Raw genomic sequence first — 24,319 nt, 5'->3', positions numbered from 1 at the left:
ATGCATCTTCATTTCGCGGAACATGCCTTCGCGCTGCATCTTCTTCTTGAGAACGCGGAGAGCCTGATCAACATTGTTTTCGCGTACGAGTACCTGCACGTTTTATCCTGTATCTCTTAGAATTTCGGTGAGCCCGGCTATTGAACCCTGATCGGAGATCTTGGGACAAAGAACCTGACTTCGCGACGGTCATCCATCGCAAACTGCGGTCGGCATTATCAGAAAGTGAAAACGATGTCCATGGTGCTATTGTGCTCAATGGCCGATAATTGCGCGGCAAAGCCATGGACCGGGGTTTAATTTGGTGTCGACCGGCATCGCGCGCCAATCTCCGTCGCAAAATGGCAAAAGACACTTGGACAGATACGATACTGATGCGCTAACACGCCGCGCATGTCGATAAAGTCCATGTCGATTTTGGGGACAGGAAACCGGTGAAAAATCTTTGAACAATCGCGCTCGAAGCCATGTTGCGCGCAAAGGGAATAGGTTATGCGGAAATATTCGGTATTTGCTCTAGCCCGCGAAGCCATGCGTGCCCACAAAGGCTGGGAACAACAGTGGACGTCGCCCGAACCGAAATCGGAATATGACGTCATTATTGTCGGCGCCGGCGGCCATGGTCTCGCAACGGCCTATTACCTGGCCAAGGAGCATGGCATCACCAATGTGGCCGTGCTTGAAAAGGGCTGGCTCGGCGGTGGCAACACCGGTCGCAATACGACCATCATCCGATCCAACTATCTCTATGACGAATCTGCCGGTATCTACGAACATGCGGTGAAGCTCTGGGAGGGGCTGAGCCAGGACCTCAACTACAACGTGATGTATTCGGCACGCGGCGTCATGATGCTGGCGCACAACATCCATGATGTTCAGGTGTTCAAGCGCCACATCCATGCCAACCGGCTGAACGGCATCGACAATGAGTGGTTGACGCCGGAGCAGGTCAAGGAATTCTGCCCGCCGATCAATCTTTCCGCAGATGCGCGCTATCCGATCATTGGCGCTGCGTTGCAGCGTCGCGGCGGCACCGCCAGGCACGATGCGGTGGCCTGGGGCTATGCGCGCGCCGCGGCAGATCGCGGGGTGCACATCATCCAGAATTGCGAAGTCACGGGTGTCCGCCGCGCAGCAAACGGAGCAGTGGTTGGCGTCGACACCAATCGCGGTCCGATCAATGCAAAGAAGGTCGGCGTTGTCGCTGCGGGCCATACTTCAGTGATCATGAATATGGCGGGCGTGCGTATGCCGCTCGAAAGTTATCCACTACAGGCGCTGGTGTCGGAGCCGGTCAAGCCGCTCGTTCCCTGCGTGATCATGTCCAACACGGTACACGCCTATATTTCCCAGTCGGACAAGGGCGAAATGGTGATCGGCGCCGGTACTGATCAGTATACCTCCTATTCGCAGACCGGCGGCCTTCACATCATCAATCACACGCTTGATGCAATCTGCGAAATGTTCCCGGTGTTGACCCGCCTGAAGATGCTGCGCTCCTGGGGCGGCATCGTTGACGTCACTCCCGACCGTTCGCCCATTTTGGCCAAGACCCCGGTTTCTGGCCTCTACGTCAACTGCGGCTGGGGCACCGGCGGCTTCAAGGCGACGCCCGGATCCGGCAACGTGTTTGCCCATACGATTGCGCGCGACGAACCGCACCGGATCAACGCGCCGTTCACGATCGAGCGCTTCACCTCCGGCCGCCTTATCGACGAGGCAGCCGCGGCTGCTGTGGCGCACTGACTTTTTTTGGAAACGAGACGAAGACAATGCTTCTCATCAAATGCCCCTACTGCGAAGAAGAGCGCCCCGAACTGGAATTCCGCAACGCGGGTGAGGCGCATCTGGTTCGTGTCGCCTCGATCATCGATCAGTCGGACGAGGATTTCGCGGCCTTACTGTATTTCCGCCAGAATCCGAAGGGACTTCAGTTCGAGCGTTGGCGTCACATCCACGGCTGTGGGCGGTTCTTCAATGCAGTGCGCGATTCCGTCTCTGACAAGTTCCTGACCGTCTACAAGGCCGGAGAACCAAAGCCGAATGTCGAGCAACTAATCACGCGAGGAACAGCGGCAGAAGTGGTTGTCGAATCCGCAGCGCCACGGGCGCCGCGCGCCAAGAAAGCGGAGGCCTAAGCCATGAGCACCCAGGTTCATTCCGGAAGCAACCGCATCGCAGGGGCCGGCCGCCTTACGCCGGCAAAGACCGTCCGCTTCACCTTCGACGGCCAGAGCCTCACCGGCCTTGAAGGCGACACGCTAGCATCGGCACTGCTCGCCAACGGTATTCATCTCGTCGGTCGTTCGTTCAAGTATCACCGTCCGCGCGGGATTCTTTCGGCAGGCAGCGAAGAGCCAAATGCGCTGGTCGATATCGAGCGCGACAAGTCGCGCAAGCAGCCGAACGTCCGCGCAACGGTCCAGGAGATCTATGACGGCCTTAAGGTAAAGTCGCAGAATCGCTGGCCTTCACTCACATTTGACGTCGGCGCGATCAACGACATGTTCTCGCCGATGCTCCCGGCCGGCTTCTATTACAAGACCTTCATGTGGCCGAAATTCGCTTGGAAGACGATTTACGAGCCCAAGATTCGCGCTGCAGCCGGTCTGGGCGTCGTCCCTGGAGAACCGGATACGGACCGCTATTCCAACAGATTTGCCCATTGCGATGTGCTTGTCGTCGGTGCTGGAGCTGCTGGCCTTGCTGCGGCAACAAGTGCGGCAGCGACGGGCGCAACCGTCATCCTCTGTGACGAGCAGTCGGAAGCAGGCGGAGCGCTGCGCTACGAGAGCGATGTCACGATCGACGGCATTCCCGGCTATGAATGGGCCGCCGCAACTCTCGCCAAATTGCGCGCCATGGACAATGTCACCGTGCTGGTACGCACAACGGCGTTCGGCTACTACGCGCAGAATTTCGTCGGCCTGGCGGAGCGGATCAGCGATCATCTCAGCAATCCCGCAGCCGCGATGCCGCGCGAACGGCTCTGGCAGGTTCGCGCCAGGAGGGTCGTGATAGCAACGGGCGCGATCGAGCGGCATATGGTTTTTGCCAATAATGATCGCCCAGGGGTCATGCTTGCTTCGGCTGCGCGCATGTTCCTCAATCATTATGGCGTTGCGATCGGTCGCAAGGTTGGCGTCTACACGGCCAATGATTCCGCCTATGCGGCGGCGATCGACCTCAAGCGCGCCGGGATCGACGTTCCGATCATTGTCGATACGCGCGACAATCCGAAAGCGGCAATCGTCGACGAGGCTCGGTCGCTGGGCATCGAGATATTGCCCGGCCATGCCGTGTACAGCGCGGGCGGCAAGCGGCGCGTCGCTTCGATGCTTATCAAGCCCAACAGGGGTGGCATTGAGCGCAAGGTTGCCGTGGATGCGTTGATCGTATCCGCCGGCTGGACGCCCTCGGTGCACCTCTTCTCGCAGTCTCGCGGCAAGGTTGCATGGGACGCGGAAAACGAGCGTTTCCTCCCCGGAACCTATGCACAGGACTGCGTATCAGTCGGCGCTTGCAACGGAACCGATGCCTTGCAGGAGGTCATCGACGAGGCACTTGCTGCCGGCAGGTTGTCGGCCGAGCAGGCAGGCATCGCCGGCAAGGGTAGTGCAGTATCGTTGACGGCGACCGGCAGCGCGAGTTGGATCGGCGGTATGATCGGCTCGGCCGCGGGCGCTGGACCGGATACGACCGTCAAAGCGTTCGTCGACTTTCAGAACGACGTCACAGCCAAGGACGTTCGCCTCGCAGTGCGCGAAGGCATGCATTCGATCGAGCACGTCAAACGCTTCACCACGAATGGTATGGCGACCGACCAGGGCAAGACGTCCAACCTTCATGGCCTTGCCATTGCCGCTGAAGCGCTGAACCGACCGATCCCTGCCGTCGGCCTCACCACGTTCCGTCCGCCGTTCACACCGGTGACGTTTGGCACAATCGTCAATCATGCGCGGCATGACCTCTTCGACCCGACACGGCGCACGCCGATGCACGCCTGGCATGTGGCGCAGGGCGCTGCCTTCGAGGACGTCGGCCAGTGGAAACGCGCCTGGTACTACCCTCAGGCCGGCGAGGACATGCATGCCGCGGTCAACCGGGAGTGCGTAGCGGTTCGCAACCAAGCGGGCATTTTCGACGCTTCGACACTCGGAAAGATCGAGGTCGTTGGCCCCGACGCGGCAAAGTTCCTCGAGCTTCTTTACACCAACCCCTGGGAAAAGCTCGGGGTCGGGCGCCTGCGCTACGGGATCATGCTGCGCGAAGACGGGTTCATCTATGATGACGGCGTCGTAGGTCGACTTGCCGAAGACCGCTTCCACGTTACGACGACGACCGGCGGCGCACCGCGCGTCATGAACCATATGGAAGATTACCTCCAGACCGAGTTCCCGCACCTCAATGTCTGGCTCACCTCGACGACCGAACAATGGGCGGTGATCGCCGTGCAGGGTCCGAAGGCGCGCGAAATCATTGCACCGCTGGTCGAAGGTATCGACATGTCCGGTGAGGCCATGCCGCACATGAGTGTGCGCGAAGGCAAGATTTGCGGCGTACAGACCCGGCTCTTCCGTATGTCGTTCACCGGCGAAACCGGTTACGAAATCAATGTGCCTGCCGACTATGGCAAGGCGGTATGGGAAGCGATTTATGAGCGCGGCAAGCCGCTTGGTCTGACGCCGTATGGCACCGAGGCGATGCATATCCTGCGCGCCGAGAAGGGCTATATCATCGTTGGCCAGGATACGGACGGGACGGTGACGCCTCAGGACGCAGGGCTCACCTGGGCCATCGGCAAGAACAAGACCGACTATGTCGGCATTCGCGGGCTCTTGCGCCGCGATCTAGTGGCGCCCGGACGCAAGCAACTTGTCGGCCTCAAGACCGTCGATCCGACGGTGGTACTGGAGGAGGGGGCGCAGATCGTCGCCAACCCGAACCAGCCCGTGCCGATGACGATGATCGGCCATGTGACTTCGTCCTATTGGTCGGAGAACTGCGGCCGCTCCATTGTCCTTGCGCTGGTGATCGATGGCACGAAGCGTCTCGGCGAGACGCTCTATGTGCCGATGCCGAATGGTGTAATCGAAGTGGAAGTCACGGGAACCGTGTTCTTCGACGAGAAGGGAGAGCGTTTGAATGGTTGAGATGATCCAGGCAACGCGCTTGCATCCGCTGCAGTCGGGCCGTGCCGGTCCGGCCTCGGTGTCGGTGACCCTTGCCGAAAATGCGACGCGCGTTTCGCTGCGCGCCCGTCCCGATGCTATCGCTGCACTTTCGAAAGCGCTGGGTTTGACGCTTCCGACAAAACCGAAATCGACAGCAGTGAACGGTAGCCGGGCTGCGCTCTGGCTCGGTCCCGATGAATGGCTGCTTATCGATGATGCGGAAAGCGGACTTCTTGCCGACCTTGCCAAGGTGAAGGTGATGCACTCGGCCGTCGATATTTCGCATCGCAACGTCGGGATCGTCGTTTCCGGCAAAGGTGCCGAGGGTGTCGTCAATGGCGGCTGCCCGCAGGACCTTTCCTTGCGTGCCTTTCCGGCGGGCGCGGTATCGCGGACCGTCCTTGGCAAGATCGAAATCGTCCTGTGGCGCACCACGGAGAATACGTTCCGGGTGGAGTGCTGGCGCTCGTTTTCACCTTATGCTTTTGCGTTCCTGCAGGAATCCGCCCGCGACATCTGGGTCTGATCGACTGCTGATTTTCTTGCTGCATAAGTTCCGGTTGTGCAGTCCGGCAATTTTCATGTAAACGGCGCGCACATATGGCGCAGCCTTCCCTCATTGTGGATGGCTGCGCCTTTGCAGCTATAGGTACGACTGACGATTTCGCGTGGTCCCTTTGCCGAGAGAAGTGAAATGGCCGTCAGAAGGCGTCTCGTCATCAATTTCACGGGCTACGAAGGCCTTCACCCCGATGCGGTGCGCGGGCGCTATCTCAACAGCGCGGCGGATTTCAACAAGCTATGGGGGGCAAGAACCGTTGCCGGTCAGATGGTTGCCGAGGGAGACAACATTGCGTCCATGGATATCGCGACGCGTGGCAGCGACTGGCAAACCGAAACGAAATTCTGCCACTACGGCTCCGCGGATATTTTCGATGCCTATGCAGCGCGCGGGGTCGCGACAAGGTTCGCAACCGGTCTCATCGCGTTCGTCGATATCCTGTTGACCGGTACATTCTGGCGATATCTGCGCACCAGCTGGCGCTTTTGCATCTTCTTCCTGTGGCCGTTCGCATATGCCTGCTTCGTGACGCTCGTCGCGATCGGTGTTGGTCTATTTCCATTGCTCGCAGACAACAGCAAGCTTCACCTTCTTTGGACAATCCCGCTCGCACTCGTCATCGGCCGGGTGCTCATTCGCTGGCCGGGGGAGAAGGTGTTCTTTTCCTACTTGCTCGATGACTGGGCGGCGGCTTCGGATCGTATCTACCGTCGCAATCCAAGTCTGCTTCAACGTCGTAAAGCCTTCGCCGCCAACCTTGCGGCGAAATTGAGGGCGAGTGGCGCGGACGAGGTCGTAATCATCGGTCACAGCATTGGGACAGGCCCCGCCGTCGAAGCCATCGCCGACGTGTGGCGGATGGATCCGGACCTGATCAAGCGCAAGCCTGTTTCATTCGTCGCTGCCGGTTCCTGCCTTTTGATGATCGCGTTTCATCCGCGCGCCGCCGGCTTGCGTGAAGATGCGCGTGTGGTGATGCAGGAGACGCCAGTAAGTTGGGCCGAGTTCCAGACGATCACGAATATCGTGCATTTTTATAAGTCCGACCCGGCGACAGCGCTCGGAATCAAGCCGCGCCGTGCCCCAATCATTCAGCGACTGCGTTTCAAGCATATTCACAGCGCGAAGCGCTATGCCCGAGCAAAGAAGAACTTCTTCAAGATGCACCTCCTGTTCCTGAAAGGCGCGCAAATTCGCAATCACTACGACATGGGCATGTTTGTTCAGGGACCCTTTCCGTTCGAAGACCTCGTGACGAAATACAGGGGATCCGCAGCGTTGAAGGCAAGCTAGCCACGTAGCCCGAGGCAGCTTGACGATCAATCCATTTCGGGCGGATTTTCCAGTACCGCAATCGTCAACCAATTGGCGACGAGCGCCGGCTTCAGCGAGTTCTCGATCTCGAGTGTCACTTCGTAATTGTTGAGAACGCGGCCCGACGGGCGGATGTCCGCGTTGACCAGTTTGAAGCGTGCGCGAACACGCCTTCCCGATTTGACGGGCGCCATGAAGCGAACCTTGTCGAACCCGTAATTGATACCCATGGTCGCGCCTTCAAGCATGGGAAGGGCCTCATAAGCCAGCGTCGACAGCAACGAGATCGTCAGGAAGCCGTGCGCGATCGTTCCACCGAAGGGCGTTTCCTTCTCCGCCCGTTCCGGATCTGTATGTATGAACTGGTGATCATCGGTGGCGTCAGCAAACTGATTGATCATCTCCTGGCTGACCACCCGCCACTCGGAGCAGCCGATCTCGGTCCCAACCGCGTCCTTCAATTGCTTGAGCGAAATCGCTTCCTTCATAACTTCGTGCTTTCCGAACGTCTTTTAATGTGTTTGAGGCTGTTCGATAGCTGGTTACGTCGCGATTGTCATCCCGTGATGCGGGACACTGGCGTCATCCGGCCGGTATGGCATCTGGCCGGAGCTGCCTTTCGAGCGGAGCGGTCCCAGGCGAAAACAACAGTTTGACGAAGCTGCGGAATGCAAGAACCTGTCGTTCGAGACGTTTGGGATCATTGAGCGCCTTCGACATGATGATGGCGCCATCGACGACGCATGAGAGCATATCAGCCACATCGTCAAGATCGATCGCGTCGCGCGGGGGGTGAACATCGGCAATGTCGTCGAGAATCGCGCGGAAGCGGATGTTCCACTCTTTCACCGATTGCGCGATGAGATTGCGAACGTTGCGGTCGAAAAGCCTCTCCTGATAGCAGATGCTGGCTATCAGGCAACCGGGATGTCCGCTGGGAAGATCGGACATGGTTTCGGCAAGAAGTTTGAGGCTGATGAGGAAGGCTTGAAGCGGGTCGTCGGACAATTGGTGCCCGCGCTCGAATATTTCATCGAAGACACGATTATACTCGTCGACGTAACGCCGGACCATCTTGTGGGCGAGTTCGTTCTTGTCCTTGAAGTGATAGAAAAACCCGCTCTTGGTGATGCCGGCCTCGGCAATGATCTCTTCGATCGACGTGGCACCGAACCCCTTGGCGAGGACCGAAGCTTCTGCGATTTCGATAATCCGTTCTCGGGTTTCCTCGCCCTTACCCATGGCCTCCCCCAGACTTTACTGTACCATCGATACAGTTTTGCAGTGAGCGAGCATACCACGGATAGGCCAATCGCGACCAATGCTCCAGCTATCTCAATGAAATGGCGATGGATTTTCAAACGAACAGGTAGCCGCACCGCAAGCTTTCTAGATCGAATGCCCCGAAGAGCGCAAAAAGGATCATACCGACAACAGTTAAATCAGCGAACCTTGGAGACGATCATGGCAAAATACCGCCAGAATCTGCCGCAGCTTTCCGGCAACATGTTCCTCAGCGATGGGGGAATGGAAACGACACTTATTTTCCTCGAGGGCATCGAGCTCCCGGAATTTGCTTCATTCGTGTTGATGGCGAATGCGGAAGGGCGCAAGCATCTGAAGAACTACTATCTCAGTTACCTCAATATTGCGCGAAAGAACGGAACGGGTTTCATCCTCGATACGCCGACATGGCGGGCAAATCCCGATTGGGGTGCCAAGCTCGGTTATGGTCTGGCGGACCTTGACGCCATCAACCGCCGTTCGGTGGATCTGCTTGCCGAGCTTCGCGGGGAATATGAAACAGCTGCTACGCCCTGTGTGATCAGTGGCGCAATCGGTCCACGGGAGGACGGCTATAAAGCGGGCAATATGGACGCTGATGAGGCTGAATCCTATCACACTGCTCAGATCGAAACCTTTGCTGATACTGAGGCCGACATGGTCGCGGCCTATACGCTCACCAATTACAACGAAGCGATCGGCATCGCCCGCGCGGCCCATGCGAGCAAAATTCCCTGCGTGATCTCCTTCACCGTGGAAACCGATGGCAGGCTGGTGACGGGCATGTCGCTCGGTGAAGCGATCGAACGTGTGGACGAGGCGACGAGCGGGGCGCCGCAGTATTACATGATCAATTGCGCGCATCCCACGCACTTCGCCGAAGTCCTCGACCAGGGTGGAGCATGGACGGGCCGCATAGGCGGGCTTAGAGCCAACGCCTCGACCAAGAGCCACGCCGAACTCGACGACTCGACTACGCTCGATGCCGGCGACCCGCTCGATCTTGGCGGGCGCTATCGCGCGTTGACGCATTCGTTCCCGCGAATGCGTGTCCTCGGCGGTTGCTGCGGCACCGACCATCGGCACGTGGCAGCCATATGCGAAGCATGCGCCGCTTAAGTTAGTCGATCTTCCTGGGCGCCTTGTCTCTAACGGGCGTCCGCGGAGCCTTCTTCGTGCTAGCCGCGAGTCGTGCTACCTTGGCAGTCCCGACGGGACTTTCATCGATCTTGACCGCCTTTTTCGTTCGCGGGGCAGCTTTCGCGGCGGGCTTGCGCTTCCTCGGCGGCATCTCGGTGTGGGTGCCTTCGGGATCAGCGTGGTCTGGCATGTGCGAGTGGTCGCTCTCGAGGCCAGGGTCAAAGAGCGGAATGGTTTCGAGGCCCTCCACGACTTCTGGCCCCTCCGTATCTTCGAGCATCAGGAAATCAACTTCCGGCTTGGTATAGGCTGGGTCCCAGTGGGTATTCTCGGGCACGTTGCTGTGGCCGTAATGACCACCCTTGGTGTCCCAATTGCTGGCGTTGCGGTTGTGACCACCGGGGTCCTGACCGTTGACGGCAGGTTTCGGCAGGCCATTGGGCCATACTTTCGGAATGGAATGCGTCGCTTCGAGCCACCGGCACAGGCGGCGGACATTCTCGAGCGTTGCGCGAACTTTTGGCCGGTGCGCAAAACCGACGACTTCGATCTGTATGGCTGAATCGCGGTTGGTCTGCACTCCGTTCGCAAGGTTCCTTAGGGCCCGCGCAGCCGTGTTCGTATCGATGTGCTGGTATATGGTCGTTGCATCGACTGTAAAATGCGGGTCGGACTTGTTCTTCTTGAACGCGTCGAACGCGCCGCTTGCCGAACTTCCCTCGGTCGTGTGGTGAACAATCTTGAATGGGCCGCCAGTATAGGTTCCCGACGAACCACTGATGGGTTTCCAAGTCGCAAAAGGACAACGTGGCATTGAAAAGTCCTCCCTATTTTTACGGGGCGCGGGCGGTTCCGTGTCGCCCATCTGCCGCCACTTGTTTATGGGGTGTGCCGGCTCGCAGCCCAACCTCCGTCCCGCGTACCGTGTCGTGCTGGTCGGCCTTGCGCACGTGGTCGTCAAAGCGAACACCCGCTATGCGTTCGATTTCGGCGATGGGATACATTGCCGGCACGAACTCTGCCGGCACCGCAAATTCGAAGTCGACGTCCGCGAGGTTCTGCTCGAGCATGAAGCCATAGGCGGCAATGCCGTCAGCGACGCGGCTGACGATCACCTTCCAATAGCGCGACGGGATTTTGGCGCGCAGCACCGGCCCCCCGTAGCCGGCGCCTGTAAACACCTCGTCAGAAGGGTTGAGCACGGGACCGGCAAAGACACAGAGCCGCTCGTTCGCCGCGTCGGCGAGCACGCAGTTTTCGAGATCGCCCCAATTTTCGTGACCCTTCGCAGCCCTGTTGAAGTCCGCAACCTGCGGCGAACAGTTGGTAACGTGATATGTGTCGCCATTGGCCCGCCTTAGCTGGTCATAGGTTGCGCCCCAGGCGACGTCATCGCGGCGCACAATGTGTCCCTTATCGAAAGCTTTGCGATCCTTGGTAAAAAACACGTCTGGGATCTGAAATGACTCGTCAAGGCGTGGATCGGTGAACCACAACTCCTGGTCGCTTTCGCCGAGGCCGGAAAGGCCACGACGCGTATAGTCCCGTCCGGGTTCAGGCCGTTTGAGTTCGGGCGCCTTGGTCACGTTGGACGCCGTGATTAGTGCCAGGCGGCGTTGCGCATGCATCCTGATTGAAAAGTTCTCGTAGTGAAGAATGTCGGCTCCCATCCGTGTCCTGGCGAGCGCGCTCGCATCCGCCGGCTGTGGCATCGCGACCTCGACAGGCGCGAGAATCGCCTCCTGTCGCGGATCGTTGAGAAAATGCGTGTCATAGCCCTTGCGGGTGCTGAAATCCGTATCCCGGAACGGTGCACGTGCGGTCTCGGTCATATCGGGCCCGTCGATGCCGGCTGACTCGGTCGCAATGACGGATGCTTGTTGATCGTCGAGTTCGACGGAAATGGTGATTCGCAAGGGCAGGACAATACGCCCGGCCTCACGAGGTTGCTTGACTGTGATCGACGTGGCGGAGCCGGCGGCGCGTGAAGCGCCGTTCTTCGGGGTTTGGTCCCCTTCCGCGCCATGCGTCACGAGTTCAGCGCCATCGGCCCGCAGCCACCACTCGCTCCAATCGTTGGCACCGCCGCTCGGCGTTCCGGCAAATTGAACACCGGCCGCTATCACGCGGCTGTCGCGGGAAAGTTCGTAGGCTGGCACGGCATAGTTCTGCTTTTGATAAAGCCCGCCGAAATGCAGCCCCAACACTTCGCCGCTGTCGAGGTCGAGTATCGCCGATCCTGAATTCCCGCCGAGCGTAGAGCAATCATGCGTCGCTGCTGGAACCATCTTGCCGAAGCTCGACGTCGTCATGCCGCCCTGGAGTTCACCGGGCTGCAAGCGCTTGACGCCGTAGCGCCCTGCCATGACATCGTTCTGGACTGCGGATGGGTTGCGCGGATCGAAAGCGGGATAACCGATCGCGAATATATCATGGCCAGTGAGGTCGCGCGCATCCGACAGCGAAAGTTTCAGAGGCTTGGCCGTATCAGGAAGTCCGTTCACCGCCAGGATCGCCATGTCCCAGTAGGGATGGATCATGACCACTCGGACAACATCAATCATCGGTCCGGTCGGTCGCCCCTGTTCGCGCTTGAAATCGATCGCCGCCCGCGCGCCATCTACGAATGAGAGTTTCCGGTCGCCCAACCCCCTCCCGAAAATCTCTGCGACATGTCTGTTAGTCATCAGCAGGCCGTCGCCGACGACAAAGCCCGTACCCCCATAGGGATATTTGTTGTTTCCTGGGAGCTCTATGCGTCCGATCGACGGAATTACCGTTTCGATCCTCGTCCGGATTTCAGCGTCGTCCGATAGACGCCGCCAGAGCGGATGGGTCACCGAAAATGTATTGTCGACGATGTCGATGGCCGGGCGTAAATCCGGCAGAATGATCGCCTCAAGCCCGTAGAGTTCGCCTTCCGACGGATCACGGCCCAGTTCGATGGCCTCAAGGCCGGATTTGGCCAGTTTTACCTCATCCGACTCGCTGGGCATGCTTTCCAGCCCGGAATCGCCTCCGGCCTTGCTTTGCTCGTCCAGCATGTTTCTGATCGGCTCGATCCCGCCATGTTTTTTCGTGATGAGCGCCAGATATTCCTTCAGCCTTTCGGCGTCCGTATTCCCCATTTTTTCCCACCCGTCCGCATCTTCGCGGAACTTGTCAGCCTTCCCGAACGCCCACTACTTAGAACCAAGAGCGCAGGAACTGCCTTTCCGACGGTTCTTCTTCCATTCCCGGCAATTCTCGGCCCTCGTTTGCCGGAGTCGGCACGTCTCCACCCTGGATGGCCGCGCCGGCACCGCTGGTACCGGCGGCCGCGAGGTAGACGATGAAAGCGTTGAGGACCGCAAGGAAGAGGTCCGCCCCGGCGGTGTTGCCAGCAAAGAATGCAGTTGCGAGGCAGATGACCAACGAAACCATGAGCCCCAGCCATCGCGGCTGCCAGCCAAGCGACCGCCACAGGCCGTTGGTCACCGCCGTTGTCGCGAGGGTCATTCCGCCAATCGTGCCGAGCGCCGCGAGATCGAGTAGTTGAGGGGTCGCAGGCATCGTTTCCTCCGCAAATGGTACACAGTCCAAGACCCGCCAACGCCTGGCTCCGTAACGGGCGCAACTTCAGTCTGCTTTCCACGGCAATACCCGATGTCGCGGTCAGGTCGCGTTCTTCGGGTTGCCGATATGCACTGCTTGCTATGCTAAACATTTCGATCGAAAATCTTGAGCATTTCCTGTTGCGTCAATAAACGCGATCAATATCAGTATTGCTAACTATAATTTGGTAAAAATCTTTCGCCGCCATGTACTTACCGAGCGAATATTTGGTAATATTGACACAAAAATGCGCTTGATCAAGCGGAATCTGCTGGAAATCGGCGCATCCGCTCCAAAGGAATTAGCCGCGTCAAATAGGAATAGTGGCGCAAAGCATTGCTTCGCGCAGGCGCCAAACATGCGAATTTGCGGTCGTGTCGTCTGATGCGCGGCAGCGGGGCTCTTCAGCGGACCGGAAGAGTCGTGGCGCGTGCCACGTTTAGCAATTGAGTGTTGAGCAAGAAAAACATCCTCGTGCTCTTCCTCAAAGCTCCTGGCACAGAGCCATCGTCGCGAGATCGATTGCAGCGCTTCTTGAACGTGCCTTGTGGCGCGCATAAAGACATCTTCCCGCCTCTGCAGTCATTTCCGCAATGAAATCGAGTACTTAGTTGTAGTGCACATGCGACGGGCAAGTTGTGGACCAATATGTTAATACCAAGTGATTAAAGATTCCCCAGTCTATCCGAGTGAACTTTAAGTAATTTATGCTATATTCACTGTCCGGAGTTCTCGTGTCTCGGGGGACGCTTGCGTGAGTGACTTGAGCGGTAGTGAAATCAAATTGCTTCGATATTTGATTGGTCAGGCCTTTCCCAACCTGAACCTGTTCTCGATATTTCTTTCCGATCAGGAATTTTCACCCCTTCCTGCCACGGTGGTCAATCTGGAGCTTGGCTACGAGGAGGCATTGCAGGAATACATCGTCAAAACGATCATTCCTGAAGCATTGATGGACAAGTTGCTGCGGATTCTTACGGACCGAAAGCGAATTGCCGTACAGATTCAATCTCTTATGGACCCCGTCGACATAGATAAAGACAAGTGGTTCAGAACCTTTACCCAAGGTGAAGTTGCATTCAAGTATTGCCTCGATGAAGGCGTATTCGATTACTTCGCGAATTACCATCCCTTTACCGCGGACCTGTGGGCAAAAGTGACCGAACTGAAGATGGAACAGATCAGTCAGTCGAGGCACTTCCTCGCCATTTTGACGCCGGTCGATCTGGAAAACCTCGACTCCACCGAGAACACAGTCTTCGAATTCGCGTTCAACGATTGGCTTATGTCCCGCTCCGGTCCTCCTGAGGCACGCAAGCGATTCATGCTGTTCTACGAGAAGGAGGAGATGGTCGCCTGGTGGAACAAGTGGAAGGATCGGTATCGGGGGAAGTATCCCTCGATCGACGAAGAGCCGATATTGATCCGTGAGCTTAGGAACGAGCCCACCGATCGGGCGAACGCCCGCGTCGCGATTGAAAAATTTCTAGCGCTCCCGGACGAACCTCGGACGACATCGCAGACAAAACTGGCAAGCATCATGTTGCTCGGCAGTCCTGCGCTTGCCAATGGCGCGAGCGGGCAGCCCGGAGACCTTGCGCTTTTTCAGTTTCTCCGGCGGTTCGATTCGGATCGCGTGCAGCACTGGGAGGATGGCTGGGGCGCAACCAAGCGGCTGACCGCCCCGCAGCGGGACGAATTGTTCAAGTTGTCGCCAATTTTCGTACGCTCGGCGTCGGACAAGAACACGACGGTCGCAGGTCTCAAGGACGCGTTGATGATGCCGCTCCTGGATGCCTTGGGCTATTCGGACGATAATATCGTCAAGATCTGGCGCGATGTCGTCGGTCAGTTTCAGCGGGTCTACTGGCGGTCCGAAGGAGAGTGGTGGGACGGCATGGAGTGCGGCAAGGTCGAATCCGCCTGGACGGGCTCGGTAGAAGAGATTGGGGCAAAACTTGCCGAGCTTGCTGGCTTCGGGGAGCTTTGCGAGAGCAAGTTACGCACACGCTTCGAAAATCTGCCCGATAGCGACCCGAACCGCGAGTTGCTGTCAACCAACCTCCAGGAACTGGGCAAGACAGTGGTCAAGCCAGGAGAATATGAAACTGTCGCTGTCTCACTCGACAGCCTCGAAGAGAGCGTCAGTCGTTTTGATCGGGCCCAACTCAATATCGTCGCCGCCCATGATCAGAGGACAAGACCCGGCGACAAGCAGCACACCATCAATCATTTCGAGGATTGGGATACACGTATTGACCGGCTGGTTGGGGAATATTTCCCCGATCGCGAGCCCAAGATTTTTAGGATCGCCGTACTGTTCCAAAATTTCGATAAATTCGATGGTCTCAAATTTGACGAGGGGCTCTCGGTTCGACGCTGGAACCTGCTCAAGGTCAAACGCGACAACAACAAACTCGATTTCAATCGCAACGATATGAATCACCTGATCGATGCGGCCAGAGACCTGATGCACCATTAGGGGAGGCGGTACGCGTGAACGTTATCCCCGGTGCAGCGACGACGGACCTGCCGGAGACCCATGCCGAGATTTTCATCCGGCGTTGGCAGTCGGGGGACAAGTCGTGCTTCGCCAAGGCGGCGGGTATTCTCATCACGACACCCTATCCGGGCTTGCGCAGTTTTCGCAGGGAACTTGCCCGGTATTTCTGCGGACGAGAAGCGCAAAAGCGCGACCTGAAGAAGTTCTTTGCCAATCGCGAGACCGAAAACGCAGCGACTTCCGGCAGAATGACCTTCGTCGTTGGCGGTTCGGGCAGCGGCAAATCTTCGCTGACGCGCGCCGGCCTCATCGCCGAACTCGACAGTATTCCTATAAAAGGGCAGTGGGGCGCGTGGTACGTTGCCGAAATGCGCCCGGCGACAAATCCGATCGCGCAGTTGCAGCAGGCTTTGTGGGGCGTCCTGCGGTCCATCATCGACCTGGCCTATATCGACCCCGATGCCGATGAGACGCCAAAAGGTGATTTCCCTGAGCGTTCGGTGGCGGAGAAATCGGCGTCCATCCACGAGGCAAGGGACCGTATCCGGGCAGCGGCACTCGAATTCGGCATCGAATGGCCCGATGACGCCACGCAGCACGATGTCGAGGCCGCAACGCGGCGATGGCTGGACCGGGAAATATCACCCAGCAAAGGCACGATATCGACGCGCTCGGTGTTCGATTTCGTCAGTGAAGTGCTTGCGACCCTTGACGAAGCGGCCAGTTATGGTTCGCGCGGTGGGCGCCCGCTTCTCCTACTCCATATCGACCAGTTCGAGGAAATATTCCGCAAGGAGTGCGACGCCGATGGTCGCAAGGCCCTGATCGGCCTGCTGCGCGATATCTACGAGTACAAGCCCGTGTGCTTGTTTGCGGTTGCCACCATGCGCAGCGAGGAACTGCACCGGTTTTCCGAATATGCCGGCATGGCCGAGGTCATCAATTCGTCGATGTACCTGGTTGATCTCGTCGCCGGCGACGACATCGAGGCGGCGATCGTCGAGCCGGCACGGCGGCTTGCCAAGCTCTGGGAGTTGCCCCTCGACGCGTCCGTCGAAGCCCGGCTCGCGCCGTACACGCCCGAGGCGGTGAAAGAACTCAAGGACGCCTATCGCGAAGCGGGTGAGGCCCTGCAACACAAGGCTGACAAACTGCCACTGCTGCAGCATTTCCTGCCTCTCGTTTGGGAACGGGCCGTCGATGACTGGATTGCGAGACGGGCAAAGAATGAGGACGCGCTGTTGGAAATCGGCACGCAGCATCTTGCTTCCGTCCCCGGCTGGACTCCGAGCGCTTCGAATGAACAAGTATGCCGGCTCGGACGCTGCCTCAATGCTGCTGCCGATCGGGTCTTTGCCGAAGCCGAGGACGTCATGGCGGCGATGGCGGAGGAGCAAGGCTTCAAAGGTGGCCAGAACGATCTGCGCTTGGAGGCTGAGGGCATCCTTTCGGTGTCGTTGTGCTGTCTTGCGCAGCTCGACGATGGTGGCCAGGCGGTAAGGAAATTCGTTTCAGTCGACGAGATGCTGGCGACGAGCGCCGGGGCGGTCCGTCTTGGAACCTCGAAGACGGCGAGGGGCCTCTTGCGCTCCTATCTCAACGATGCTTTCCAGAAGTTTGAATATGCGGGCCTTGTAGAACTCCTGCCGTCCGAGAACGGCGCGAAGTCGGACATCTATAATGTCACGCACGAGTCGCTAATTCGTAACTGGGCGGCCTACAAACAGCATCTTGAATTGCAAAAGCGCCTCGAACAGCGTCTGGCGCAACTTGCGATCCAGGAACTCCCGGCGGTCGACAGCGTTGACGGCGGGGTTCTGGACCGATTGTTTCACAGGAATTGGGAAGCGGCCAGCACACTGATCCCATCGGAAAGTCAGGCGATCCTGCAGCTCCTGTTCGGTCCGGATTCCCGCTACAGCTTTGCATGGGCCAAGGATGTCCTCGTTGAGAAAAAGAAACAGCTCGTCTCGATCGGCGATACCAGCCAGGCGCTCGCGGAACCCACCGAACGCATCAGCTGGATTGGCGACCTTTGGCGCGATGCAGTCAAATGGCGCGAATGGGGTGGCAAACGCGTAAAACAGCTGAAGGCGGCCGCCGTTTGGGTCTTTGGTGTCATTGTCGTCCTAGCATTTGCTGCCGGTAGTGCTTTCCTTTACGCCCTCAGCGAAAGCAATAAGGCAAACGGCTTGGCGGAGCAGCTCAGCCGCGCGCTGGCAGTCAACGATCTCGCCAATTCGACAGCGCCGCGTAACGCCGCCGATGACCGGGCCTTGAATTGGCTGATCGACAAGGTGAAGGCCGACTATCAGTCGGGCAATCTCGATGACCAGCAGATGTCTGTCTTGCGCAAGACCATCGGCAACATCGATAAGGGCGCACGCGCCATCTATGGCTCAGACCTCATGATCACCTTCGCAACCGAGACACCGGAAGGACAGGCCGAAGGGGCCAACTGCAAATTGGTGAAGGACAGTCGTAACGCCCGCGGCATGGTCTTCAAGGTGCCGTCGCGGTTCGATGAGAGAGAGCTTGGCGGTCTCCCAACGGTTGTAACCACGCTGGAATGCGGTTCCAAGGACGAAAACTGGTTTTTCCGCCTCGATCTAAAATATCCGCCCAATACTCCCATCGATAATCCCAACCAGCTTGACGCCTATGTGGGCCTACAGCGCCTGAAGACACCGACGCCGCTTGGCGTGCGCGGACCGCGATCGACCGAGAGCGGCGAGAAGATGAACCTGATGATTCAGGATCGCTTTTTCCGGGACAAGCTCGAGGAGGTTGATCCCACCAGCGTGAAATTCATCCATTCGGGCCCCGTAGTCGGGTTCCTGATACCTAAACTCGGTCCTTTGGGCGAAGATGCCTATTTGTGGTCAACCACGGGTCTGACTGATCCGATCCCGGTCGATACCGGCATGGCTGGAGCAGGGTTGATCGCCAATTCAGGCGCGCCCAAACTTGCCAGAACCTGCACCTCCTACGTCGTTACCCGCTATGCGAATGGTGCGGACATGGCTGCTCCGGAAGACACAAAGGGGCTGGATACGCGCCCAACGTATCGTACCTGCAACGCTGGGCCGGTGGTTCTTGATACAAATGACAAGCAGCTTGTGGTATATAGATCGGGATATGACAGCAAGAAATGCCTCGATGATCTGCGACCCTGTCAGAACACGATAGAAATACAGTATCGCGGCAATGGCAGCAGCGAACCGGACGATGGGCATGCCGTTCGCACCCGGATCGTGCATACCGGTCCGAAAATCATTGATGCGGGTGTTGAGGGCGACTGGCTGTGGATCGAGGATATCGATTTGCGGAAGTGGCGATATCTCGTTGGAACAGAGCCGCTGACGAAGATTCTTGGCATGCGGTGGCTCAATGCCGATGGCGCCTTGCAGCAAAAGGCGTCCGGCTTCAAGTATCGCGTGCCGGAGACGTGCAAGGAGATCGCAGACTGCAAGGCATTCGTCGCGAAATCCAATGGAAGTTGGCCTGGAGTTGCAGAATGAAGAACAGGAATAACCTGCGCACATTGGGCATAAGCGCCCTGGCGGCTGTCGGCCTTTCCCAGGCTGGCGTAGCATCGCCCGCGGCCGAAGACGGCATTCGCGCGATCGACCGGTTGCAGCAGATACGAGCTGATTATCTGAAAGCAATCGGCAAGCCGGAACTGGCCCATCCCGACGGCGTGCAGATCGCGCAATGGCAAAACTTCCCGAACTTCGGCAATTTTCCGAACTGGGCGAATGGATGGCAGAACTATTAGACGCGCAGTCCTTGCGTGCCACCACCCGGCTGCTCGTCATGCAGCCGACGGCCTTCTGCAACATCAATTGCGACTACTGCTACCTGCCGCATCGTGATGACCGGGCGGTTATGTCGCTGGAAACAGTAAGCCGCGCCGCGGGCTTCATTTTCGGTGCTGAACTGAATGCGCCGGACTTCACAGTGGTCTGGCATGCCGGCGAGCCCTTGGTCGTTTCGCCGCAATGGTACAGACAGGCCATTGCCGCCGTCGAGCGGGCCGCGCCACCGGGGCTTACTGTTCCGCATGCCATTCAAACGAACGGCATGCTGATCGATGATACGTGGTGCGACTTCTTCCTGGAGACACACATGCGTGTCGGCGTTAGCCTCGATGGGACAGCCCGGCTTCACGACGCGCGGCGCAAGACCCGAGCGGGCAAGGGCACACACGCCCAAGTCATGCACGGCATCGACCATCTGCGCCGTCGTGGCGTACCGTTCCACATCATCTGCGTCGTCGGCAAGGCGACACTCGACGCTGCTGAGGAACTTATGGATTTCTTCGAGGCGGAGGATATCCGCCATGTGGGATTCAACGTCGAGGAAATTGAGGGAGCGGTCGAGTCATCAACGCTCGAAGGGGAAGGTTCAGCCGCCGCATTTCGGCGGTTCTTTTCCCGGACGTCCGAACGGGCTCGGGCCGCCGTTCGATCCATTTTAATCCGTGAACGCGAGGACCTTCTCGCCTGCCTGCAAAGTCCGGCCTTCGGCTATTTTGGCTATAACTCCCAGAATGCGCCATTCGGAATCGTGACGGTAGCGACTGGCGGCGACCTCTTCACCTTCTCGCCCGAACTTGCCGGCCTCGAAAATGAAACATATGGCGATTTCTGCATTGGCAATCTCGCCGACGCGACACCTGCCAGCATCCTCGCGTCACCGGCCTTTCGGGCGATGTGGCGGGAAATCGACGCCGGAGTTAGTCGATGCAAGGAGAACTGCGCCTATTTCAACCTCTGCATGGGCGGTGCTCCGGTCAACAAACTATTCGAGAACAAATCCTTCGACAGCACAGAAACCATGTTCTGCCGCCTGTCGCATCAGGCGGTGGCCGATGTAGTTCTGGCAGAGATCGAACGTGAGATTGCGACAGCGCCAAGCCGCCCCAACTCGCCGTAGCGGGTTAACTTATTGCCAAAATTGGGGGATCTGCTTCGCTTGCCACGCCGCGACGACGAGACCGATCGGAATGCCCTGGTTGTATGCGGCCCGAATCTCGGACCTTGGATCTCCGGCATGGTGAAGCGCGACGAGTTCCAGCCTCTGATTGAAGACGGGCGAGCCCGACGAGCCGCCAAGCGTATCGGCATCGTAGCGGAAGCGCGAACCACTTTCGTTGGTGCCAAGCGATTTGCCGATCGCCAGCGCTTGCGGCGTTCCTGCAGGATGCTGAACAATGAGAACCGGCAAGTCCGCATTGGGAAGGGCGATATTGGCCGCGACCCGGATCGGTTTCCAGTCCGTCAGCGGCGTGGCGAGACGCAGTAGGGCATAGTCGAGATTTGACGAACTCGCGATGCCCGCACCGTTTGTGTCGGCCACGTCGAAAGGGCTCGCGTCGAGTTTCCAGGCTTCGCCATCAGCGAGACCATAGGGAGTGCCCTCATCAAGACCGTTGGCATCGCGGGCATAGCCGAAACGGCAGAAGATGTCGGCCGGGCTCGCCTCCTTGTTTATCTGCCTCTTCACGACATGATAATTCGTGAGCACCAGATCGGGCGCGACGAGAAGACCGGTGCCCTGCGGCTGTCCGCTTGGGAAATCGATTCTGCAGGTTGCCGCGCTGACAAGCGCCAGGCTTTGCGCCCATATCCTGAGATCGGCAAACCCGCCGCCCTGCACAATCTTCTCGAGTTGCATCGAGGGGGTTGCCAATCTTTCCGGCGCGGAAGTACCTGCCGCCCGGATTGCATCCGGCAGCCGGCGCACCCACGGGTTCTTGCCTCGTTGTTTCTGCAGGGCATCAACGAGACTGTCGGTCCATCCTTCGGATTGAATGTTGAGCAAATAGGCATGTATCTGTTGCTCGTAGCTGCCGGGCCCGACCTCGTTTGACACTGATCCCTTGTCGAGTTCATCAGAGAGGAACATATCGAAGCGCGAGACGGTCGGAAACGAGCGGAGGACGGCTTCGCGCAAGATCTTCAACTGCGGCCCTGAAAGCTCGTTCCAATCCATGATGCACCCCCATCATCCACTGCGTTGCGGACTGATTATACCGCGATCATACATGTGGGCGTCAGCTTGCGCCACGGCGATAGTGCTATGGCTTCACAGGATGACACGGTCTTGAGCGTTCAGATGATCGGTGCGCCGGACCGCAATTGTAAGAAAGCGGGACAATATGCGCCCTGTCCTAGTCCCAACCGCAAACGCCATCGCCGCGACCACAATCTTGACACCAGACTAGCTGTCTGCTTGACTTCACAGCCTGTCGACCGTCGATCGGACGACATATTGATCAGGTGCACCCAGATGGCATCAGACATTTTTGCAAAGATCGGGGACATCAAGGGCGAATCTCTCGACTCCAAACATCGGGACGAAATTGAGGTTCTATCGCTCTCTTGGGGTGTCACAAATACTGCGAGTGTTGGTGGCGGCGGCTCCGGTGCCGGCAGGGCAAGCTTCCACGATCTTCTTTTCGTTCACACCATCGACAAGGCGTCTCCGAGCCTGCTGAAGGCATGCGCGACAGGTTCGCATTTGAAGGAAGCCACAATCACACATCGCAAGGCGGGCAAAGGTCAGCAGGAGTACCTCATTATCAAGATGAATGACGTCATCGTCACCAGCGTCTCGCTTGGCGACACCAGTGGCTCGGCGGGATCGGAAAACGTCAGTCTTGCTTTTGCAAAGGTCGACTTCGAATACAGGCCACAGAGGCCCGATGGGACCCTCGATGCGGGGATCCATTTCAAGTTCAACATCAAAACCAACACTTCCGGCTAGAGCCACGTTCGACCGGAGGCGGGCCAAGGATCGCTTGGACAGATTATGGAACCTCCAGAACCATCAACGCGTGAGCTGACGCTCGACGAAGCGGTTTCGGTCGCAATCCTCCTGCAAAGAAACGAACAATTCCTCGAGGCCGAAAAGATTTATGCCCACGTGCTTGAGACGGCACCGGATCATCCACGTGGACTGCATTACGCGGGCGTGCTCGCGCACCAACAGGGGCGGAGCAAGGAGGCCCTCGCGCTCATCCAACGAAGCGTTGAGTTCGTGTCGGATCAAGCTGACTGGTACAGCAACCTTGGTATCGTCTTCCAATCAGAACAAAGGCTGGACCGCGCAATTGACTCATATCGGCTTGCAATCGCCATCGATCCGGGCCACGCGAACGCGCACAACAATCTGGGAGTGCTCTTGCGAGCGACGGGACAGCCGATTGAAGCGGAAGCCGCATATCGTGAAGCCATCCGCCTGCACCCCAATCACATTGACGCATACACTAATCTCGGCAATCTGCTTAACAATTTGAAGCGGACGGAAGAAGCCGCGGCTTGTTATTGCAAAGTGATCACGCTGACACCCAGGCACCCCGAGGCGCGAAAGCTGCTGGCCCTGGCACACTGCACACTGGGCGAGGTCGGTGAGGCGACGAAGATCCTTGATGAATGGCTGGAAGAAGAGCCGGGAAATCCGATTGCGCAGCACATGTTGGCGGCTTGTACCGGTCGAGATGTGCCGAAACGAGCGTCAAATGGGTTCATTGAGACGACGTTCGACAGTTTTGCGGCGAGTTTCGAAGCGAAACTCGCGAGTTTAGCGTATCGTGCGCCGGCGCTTATAGTGGCAATGCTGAAGGAATGCGGCATTCAGCCTTCGCACAGCTTCGACGTCCTTGATGCAGGGTGTGGAACCGGACTTTGCGGCACACTGGTCGCACCTTTCGCGCGCCGCCTCGTCGGCGTGGACCTATCCGATGGCATGCTCACGCACGCCAAGGATAAGCACGTCTACGACGCATTGGTGAAAGGGGAATTGAGCGAGTATCTGCGGGACAACAGCGAGGCTTTCGACATGATTGTGTCGGGCGACACGCTCGTCTATTTCGGCGACCTCAAAGGTGTCATAGCGGCGTTTGCGGGTGCGCTACGCCCCAAAGGGCTCTTGGTGTTCACGCTCGAACACGCTGTCGGGGCTAGTGTGAATGTCGACTACCGCCTCGAGTTGCATGGCCGCTACAGTCATGCTCGGGCGTACGTTGAACAGTTGCTGACATTCTCGGGCCTGCAGTCGGAGGTCATCCAAGCCGAATTACGCATGGAGGCAGGCGTGCCGGTTCCAGGGCTGGTGATTCGTGCGGTAAAATCGGACCAATACGTAAAGGAATGACGGACGAAGCTATCGATGCCGACGCGCAGACCGTAACCGCTTCCGAAGAGCGGCCACGAAAACATTCGGATTAGAGACGAAGGCGGATCCGGACGGTTTGTGGACAACCTCCAAACTGTCCTTGAAAGATGGTGGGCGTGACAGGGATTGAACCTGTGACCCCTACGATGTCAACGTAGGGGAACAGGATTTCCCAGGTATTCCGCACATTACCGCTTCACTAGTAAGTTACTAATATGGTGTCGTGAATCCTGATAGTCAGTTTACTCGTCGTGACTGATAGTTTCCCTTGATTACCCCGGGGTGCTTCCGATATGCTTCCGGTAGCGGAGACCCTAATGCCGAAATTGACGAAGCGCATTCTGGACGCGGCGAGGCCAGACCCGGCTCGTGACGTATTCTTGTGGTGCTCCGCGACCCCAGGCTTCGGCGCGCGAATATACCCAACTGGCCGTATCAGTTTTGTTACCCAGGTTCGAATTGGCCGAGCCCAGCGTCGCGTGAAGATCGGCACATTTGGCCCATTCACAGTGGAGCAAGCACGGGAGGGGGCTCTGCGCATCATACGCGCGGCGTCGGAAGGCCGCG

20 protein-coding genes are annotated in these 24,319 nt (G+C 58.1%); 13 read left to right on the top strand and 7 right to left on the bottom strand.

Annotation, left to right across the window (positions count from 1 at the left end; translation table 11 throughout):
* Positions 1 to 99, bottom strand: a 99-nt coding sequence (gene rpsU / locus AAAB35_RS03120) for a 30S ribosomal protein S21 (protein ID WP_340666773.1), incomplete at its 3' end; no start/stop codon positions are given.
* A 393-nt stretch (positions 100 to 492) separates the two neighbouring features.
* On the opposite strand from rpsU, the gene AAAB35_RS03115 reads away from it, so the two are divergent.
* The 5 genes from AAAB35_RS03115 to AAAB35_RS03095 all read left to right on the top strand — a co-directional run bounded on the left by AAAB35_RS03115 (position 493) and on the right by AAAB35_RS03095 (position 7,029).
* Complete coding sequence (locus AAAB35_RS03115) at positions 493 to 1,746, top strand: sarcosine oxidase subunit beta (RefSeq protein ID WP_340666772.1); 1,254 nt, start codon at positions 493 to 495, stop codon at positions 1,744 to 1,746.
* Between the two features lie 26 nt (positions 1,747 to 1,772).
* The gene (locus tag AAAB35_RS03110; protein ID WP_340666771.1) at positions 1,773 to 2,138 is read left to right on the top strand and encodes a sarcosine oxidase subunit delta; all 366 of its coding nucleotides are present in this window, start codon (positions 1,773 to 1,775) and stop codon (positions 2,136 to 2,138) included.
* 3 nt (positions 2,139 to 2,141) lie between these two features.
* Positions 2,142 to 5,153, top strand: coding sequence for a sarcosine oxidase subunit alpha (locus AAAB35_RS03105; RefSeq protein WP_340666770.1), 3,012 nt, complete (start codon positions 2,142 to 2,144; stop codon positions 5,151 to 5,153).
* A complete protein-coding gene (locus tag AAAB35_RS03100; RefSeq protein ID WP_340666769.1) occupies positions 5,146 to 5,700 on the top strand; it encodes a sarcosine oxidase subunit gamma in 555 nt (184 codons plus the stop codon). Before AAAB35_RS03105 ends, AAAB35_RS03100 begins: the two co-directional genes overlap by 8 nt.
* 168 nt (positions 5,701 to 5,868) lie before the next feature.
* Positions 5,869 to 7,029, top strand: coding sequence for an alpha/beta hydrolase (locus AAAB35_RS03095; RefSeq protein ID WP_340666768.1), 1,161 nt, complete (start codon positions 5,869 to 5,871; stop codon positions 7,027 to 7,029).
* Positions 7,030 to 7,055: 26 nt separating this feature from the next.
* Here AAAB35_RS03095 and AAAB35_RS03090 read toward each other — a convergent pair whose 3' ends face one another.
* Together AAAB35_RS03090 and AAAB35_RS03085 are read right to left on the bottom strand one after the other, a co-directional pair.
* Positions 7,056 to 7,538, bottom strand: a complete 483-nt coding sequence (locus AAAB35_RS03090; RefSeq protein WP_340666767.1) for a MaoC family dehydratase — start codon at positions 7,536 to 7,538, stop codon at positions 7,056 to 7,058.
* A 94-nt stretch (positions 7,539 to 7,632) separates the two neighbouring features.
* On the bottom strand, positions 7,633 to 8,292 hold the full coding sequence (locus tag AAAB35_RS03085; RefSeq protein WP_340666766.1) for a TetR/AcrR family transcriptional regulator: 660 nt from the start codon (positions 8,290 to 8,292) through the stop codon (positions 7,633 to 7,635).
* Positions 8,293 to 8,514: 222 nt separating this feature from the next.
* Here AAAB35_RS03085 and AAAB35_RS03080 point away from each other — a divergent pair, with 222 nt between their 5' ends.
* Entirely contained in the window at positions 8,515 to 9,453 is a 939-nt protein-coding gene (locus tag AAAB35_RS03080) for a homocysteine S-methyltransferase family protein (protein WP_340666765.1), read from the top strand.
* Position 9,454: 1 nt separating this feature from the next.
* Here the strand turns inward: AAAB35_RS03080 and AAAB35_RS03075 are convergent, their stop codons facing one another.
* Genes AAAB35_RS03075 through AAAB35_RS03065 form a run of 3 tightly spaced genes read right to left on the bottom strand, consistent with a single transcriptional unit; the run spans position 9,455 to position 13,026 of the window.
* Complete coding sequence (locus tag AAAB35_RS03075; RefSeq protein ID WP_340666764.1) at positions 9,455 to 10,288, bottom strand: N-acetylmuramoyl-L-alanine amidase; 834 nt, start codon at positions 10,286 to 10,288, stop codon at positions 9,455 to 9,457.
* A gap of 19 nt (positions 10,289 to 10,307) precedes the next feature.
* Positions 10,308 to 12,602, bottom strand: a complete 2,295-nt coding sequence (locus AAAB35_RS03070; RefSeq protein WP_340666763.1) for a DNA/RNA non-specific endonuclease — start codon at positions 12,600 to 12,602, stop codon at positions 10,308 to 10,310.
* A 58-nt stretch (positions 12,603 to 12,660) separates the two neighbouring features.
* Entirely contained in the window at positions 12,661 to 13,026 is a 366-nt protein-coding gene (locus AAAB35_RS03065) for a hypothetical protein (protein ID WP_340666762.1), read from the bottom strand.
* A 796-nt stretch (positions 13,027 to 13,822) separates the two neighbouring features.
* Between AAAB35_RS03065 and AAAB35_RS03060 the strand changes: the two genes are divergently transcribed.
* Genes AAAB35_RS03060 through grrM form a run of 4 tightly spaced genes read left to right on the top strand, consistent with a single transcriptional unit; the run spans position 13,823 to position 20,509 of the window.
* Positions 13,823 to 15,550 carry a hypothetical protein gene (locus tag AAAB35_RS03060; RefSeq protein WP_340666761.1) on the top strand — a complete coding sequence of 576 codons (1,728 nt, stop codon included), beginning with the start codon at positions 13,823 to 13,825 and terminating at the stop codon, positions 15,548 to 15,550.
* Positions 15,551 to 15,564: 14 nt separating this feature from the next.
* Positions 15,565 to 19,092: a hypothetical protein gene (locus AAAB35_RS03055; protein WP_340666760.1), complete on the top strand. Its 3,528-nt coding sequence runs from the start codon at positions 15,565 to 15,567 to the stop codon at positions 19,090 to 19,092.
* Positions 19,089 to 19,349, top strand: coding sequence for a hypothetical protein (locus AAAB35_RS03050; protein WP_340666759.1), 261 nt, complete (start codon positions 19,089 to 19,091; stop codon positions 19,347 to 19,349). Before AAAB35_RS03055 ends, AAAB35_RS03050 begins: the two co-directional genes overlap by 4 nt.
* The gene (grrM, locus tag AAAB35_RS03045; protein ID WP_340666758.1) at positions 19,334 to 20,509 is read left to right on the top strand and encodes a cyclophane-forming radical SAM/SPASM peptide maturase GrrM/OscB; all 1,176 of its coding nucleotides are present in this window, start codon (positions 19,334 to 19,336) and stop codon (positions 20,507 to 20,509) included. Before AAAB35_RS03050 ends, grrM begins: the two co-directional genes overlap by 16 nt.
* A 9-nt stretch (positions 20,510 to 20,518) precedes the next feature.
* Here grrM and AAAB35_RS03040 read toward each other — a convergent pair whose 3' ends face one another.
* Positions 20,519 to 21,568, bottom strand: a complete 1,050-nt coding sequence (locus AAAB35_RS03040; protein WP_340666757.1) for a trypsin-like peptidase domain-containing protein — start codon at positions 21,566 to 21,568, stop codon at positions 20,519 to 20,521.
* A gap of 297 nt (positions 21,569 to 21,865) precedes the next feature.
* On the opposite strand from AAAB35_RS03040, the gene AAAB35_RS03035 reads away from it, so the two are divergent.
* The 3 genes from AAAB35_RS03035 to AAAB35_RS03025 all read left to right on the top strand — a co-directional run.
* Positions 21,866 to 22,342, top strand: a complete 477-nt coding sequence (locus tag AAAB35_RS03035; protein ID WP_340666756.1) for a type VI secretion system tube protein Hcp — start codon at positions 21,866 to 21,868, stop codon at positions 22,340 to 22,342.
* A gap of 45 nt (positions 22,343 to 22,387) precedes the next feature.
* Positions 22,388 to 23,731 carry a tetratricopeptide repeat protein gene (locus AAAB35_RS03030; protein ID WP_340666755.1) on the top strand — a complete coding sequence of 448 codons (1,344 nt, stop codon included), beginning with the start codon at positions 22,388 to 22,390 and terminating at the stop codon, positions 23,729 to 23,731.
* A 338-nt stretch (positions 23,732 to 24,069) separates the two neighbouring features.
* Positions 24,070 to 24,319 (top strand): Arm DNA-binding domain-containing protein (locus AAAB35_RS03025; protein WP_340666754.1); only part of this gene is annotated, 250 nt, incomplete at its 3' end.

It is taken from the genome of Phyllobacterium sp. (genome assembly GCF_037994425.1).
Classification (GTDB): Bacteria; Pseudomonadota; Alphaproteobacteria; order Rhizobiales; family Rhizobiaceae; genus Phyllobacterium.
The sequence above is the reverse complement of the archived record's forward strand: the minus strand, read 5'-3'. Positions and strand labels throughout refer to the sequence as shown.

Bases quoted from the DNA above. Each gene is read 5' to 3' on its own strand.
- AAAB35_RS03105 (WP_340666770.1), top strand. From the start codon at position 2,142: ATGAGCACCCAGGTTCATTCCGGAAGCAACCGCATCGCAGGGGCCGGC.
- AAAB35_RS03085 (WP_340666766.1), bottom strand. From the start codon at position 8,292: ATGGGTAAGGGCGAGGAAACCCGAGAACGGATTATCGAAATCGCAGAA.
- AAAB35_RS03065 (WP_340666762.1), bottom strand. From the start codon at position 13,026: ATGCCTGCGACCCCTCAACTACTCGATCTCGCGGCGCTCGGCACGATT.
- AAAB35_RS03095 (WP_340666768.1), top strand. From the start codon at position 5,869: ATGGCCGTCAGAAGGCGTCTCGTCATCAATTTCACGGGCTACGAAGGC.
- AAAB35_RS03100 (WP_340666769.1), top strand. From the start codon at position 5,146: ATGGTTGAGATGATCCAGGCAACGCGCTTGCATCCGCTGCAGTCGGGC.
- AAAB35_RS03035 (WP_340666756.1), top strand. From the start codon at position 21,866: ATGGCATCAGACATTTTTGCAAAGATCGGGGACATCAAGGGCGAATCT.
- AAAB35_RS03050 (WP_340666759.1), top strand. From the start codon at position 19,089: ATGAAGAACAGGAATAACCTGCGCACATTGGGCATAAGCGCCCTGGCG.
- AAAB35_RS03075 (WP_340666764.1), bottom strand. From the start codon at position 10,288: ATGCCACGTTGTCCTTTTGCGACTTGGAAACCCATCAGTGGTTCGTCG.
- grrM (WP_340666758.1), top strand. From the start codon at position 19,334: ATGGCAGAACTATTAGACGCGCAGTCCTTGCGTGCCACCACCCGGCTG.
- AAAB35_RS03030 (WP_340666755.1), top strand. From the start codon at position 22,388: ATGGAACCTCCAGAACCATCAACGCGTGAGCTGACGCTCGACGAAGCG.
- AAAB35_RS03115 (WP_340666772.1), top strand. From the start codon at position 493: ATGCGGAAATATTCGGTATTTGCTCTAGCCCGCGAAGCCATGCGTGCC.
- AAAB35_RS03090 (WP_340666767.1), bottom strand. From the start codon at position 7,538: ATGAAGGAAGCGATTTCGCTCAAGCAATTGAAGGACGCGGTTGGGACC.
- AAAB35_RS03110 (WP_340666771.1), top strand. From the start codon at position 1,773: ATGCTTCTCATCAAATGCCCCTACTGCGAAGAAGAGCGCCCCGAACTG.
- AAAB35_RS03080 (WP_340666765.1), top strand. From the start codon at position 8,515: ATGGCAAAATACCGCCAGAATCTGCCGCAGCTTTCCGGCAACATGTTC.
- AAAB35_RS03040 (WP_340666757.1), bottom strand. From the start codon at position 21,568: ATGGATTGGAACGAGCTTTCAGGGCCGCAGTTGAAGATCTTGCGCGAA.
- AAAB35_RS03070 (WP_340666763.1), bottom strand. From the start codon at position 12,602: ATGGGGAATACGGACGCCGAAAGGCTGAAGGAATATCTGGCGCTCATC.